Here is a 2501-nt window from a genome sequence, read left to right as displayed (position 1 = left end):
GCCGAGGACAGGATGGCTTCACGCGTGGGCAGCGGTCCGCGTGGCAGCGACGGATCGACCGGCACGATGTAGGGGAATTGCTCCGGCGGCACATAGGGCAACGTGCCGAGTGGCAGGCGGTAGCCGACGGGTGAGTCGCCGGGTACCAGGAACAGCCGGCCGCGCCGCGTCTTCCATTTTTCCGAGCGCCAGCGCGGATCCGATGCCTGGCTATTCCAGCGCTGCACCGGCAGCACATAGCCGGACGGCTTGGTCAGCCCGCGTTCGAACACTTTCGCCATGCGGCTGCGTTCTTCCGGGTCCTCCAGCCTGGAGTTGGACGGATCGACATTGTCGGGCAGCTTGCCTTCCTTGAGCAGCCATTCGGCCGGATCCTCATAGGCTTCGCTGACCATGGTCTTGTCGATGCCGAGTTCGCCGGCAATCGCGGTGAGCAGGCTTTCGGCCTGCTTCGGGCCGATATCGGCCTCGCTCTTTTCGCGTGCGATCAGGGACGGATCGCTCCACACTGGCTGGCCGTCGGCACGCCAGTAGAGCGAAAAGGTCCAGCGCGGCAGGCTTTCGCCCGGATACCATTTGCCCTGGCCGTAGTGGAGAAAGCCGCCGGGCGCGAAGCGCTCGCGCAGTTTACGGATCAGTTCGTCCGCCTTTTCGCGCTTGGTGGGACCGACGGCGGCGGTGTTCCACTCGGCCGACTCGAAATCGTCGATCGACACGAAGGTCGGCTCGCCGCCCATGGTGAGCCGCACGTCCCCGGCCGCGAGAGCGGCATCGACCTTGTTGCCCAACGCATCGAGAGCCTGCCAGCTTTCGTCCGAGAACGGCTTGGTGATGCGCGGATGTTCGGCGATGCGGTCGACCCGCATCTCGAAGCCGAATTCGACATTGGCGAAGCTTGCCAAGCCGGAAATGGGAGCCGCGTTGCGGAAATGCGGCGTCGCCGCCAGCGGCACATGGCTTTCGCCGGTGAGCAGGCCAGAGGTCGGATCGAAGCCGATCCAGCCGGCGCCGGGAAGATACACCTCGCACCAGGCATGCAGATCGGTGAAGTCTATCGCCGTTCCCGGCGGACCGTCGAGTGCTACCAGATCGGGCTTCAGCTGGACCAGGTAGCCGGAAACGAAGCGCGCGGCGATGCCGAGGTTGCGTAGGATCTGCACCAGCAGCCAGCTCGAATCCCGGCACGACCCTTTTTTCGCGGCCAAGGTCTCTTCCGGCGAGAACACGCCGGTTTCCATCCGCACGATATAGGCGATCTCGCGCTGCAGCCGAGCATTGAGGTCGACGAGGAAATTGACGGTATTGGGAGCGCTGCGATCAATGGTGTTCAGCAGCGCCGACAGCAGCGGTCCCGCCGGTTCCGGCGTGCGATAGATGGCGAGATCGTCGCGGATTTCTTCCGGATACTCGAATGGAAACGCCTCGGCCGACGGCTCGACGAAGAAATCGAACGGATTGTAGACCGTCATGTCGGCGACGAGGTCGACCTCGATCTTCAACTCCGTCACCGGCTCCGGAAACACGAAGCGGGCTAGGAAGTTGCCGTAGGGGTCCTGCTGCAGATTGACGAAGTGGTTGGCCGGCTCGACCTTGAGCGAATGGCTCAGCACCTTGGTGCGGGAATGCGGCGCCGGCTGCAGCCTGATGATCTGGGGCCCGAGAACCACCGGCCGGTCGTACTTGTAGTGGGTCAGGTGGTAGACAGCTGCCAGAATTGCCATGGAGCCCCGGAATTCAGCGTTTCAAACGATTTCGCTGAACCCTGACACATCTGGCGACCATTCTCCAAGCAGAGATGTTGCGGTGCACCTAATTTAAGCAACGGTTGCCGGCTCAGAAAAACGCCTGTATCCCCGTCTGCGCCCGTCCCAGGATCAGCGCATGCACGTCATGCGTGCCTTCATAGGTGTTGACCGTCTCCAGATTCTGCGCGTGGCGCATGACGTGGTAGCCGATCTGGATACCGTTGCCGCCATGCATGTCGCGGGCCTGGCGGGCGATGTCGAGCGCCTTGCCGCAATTGTTGCGCTTGACGATCGAGATCATTTCCGGCGCCATCTTGCCTTCATCCAGCAGTCGCCCGACGCGCAAGGATGCCTGCAGCCCAAGCGCGATCTCGGTCTGCATATCCGCCAGCTTCTTCTGGTAGAGCTGCGTGCCGGCCAGCGGCTTGCCGAACTGCTTGCGATCGAGACCGTATTGGCGGGCGCGGTGCCAGCAATCCTCGGCGGCGCCCATCGAGCCCCAGGAAATGCCGAAGCGAGCCCGGTTGAGGCAGCCGAACGGTCCGCCAAGGCCTTTTGCGTTGGGCAGCAGCGCGTCTTCGCCGACCTCGACGCCTTCCATCACCACCTCGCCGGTGATCGACGCCCTCAGCGACAGCTTGCCGCCGATCTTCGGCGCCGAAAGCCCCTTCATGCCCTTTTCCAGCACGAAGCCACGGATCTCGTCCTTGCCGTTCTCGCCCTTCAGCTTCGCCCAGACGACGAACACGTCGGCGA

General features: G+C 63.4%; 2 protein-coding genes. Both read right to left on the bottom strand.

From position 1 onward, the window contains the following. The coding region (locus tag EN964_RS31770) for a transglutaminase family protein (protein ID WP_164776165.1) at positions 1–1721 on the bottom strand (1721 nt) is incomplete at its 3' end. A gap of 112 nt (positions 1722–1833) precedes the next feature. Further along, positions 1834–2501: acyl-CoA dehydrogenase family protein (locus EN964_RS31765; RefSeq protein ID WP_281059585.1), on the bottom strand; the 668-nt coding region annotated here is incomplete at its 5' end.

The sequence above is a fragment of the Mesorhizobium sp. M7A.F.Ca.CA.001.10.2.1 genome (genome assembly GCF_003998575.1).
GTDB lineage: Bacteria > Pseudomonadota > Alphaproteobacteria > Rhizobiales > Rhizobiaceae > Mesorhizobium.
The sequence above is the reverse complement of the archived record's forward strand: the minus strand, read 5'-3'. Positions and strand labels throughout refer to the sequence as shown.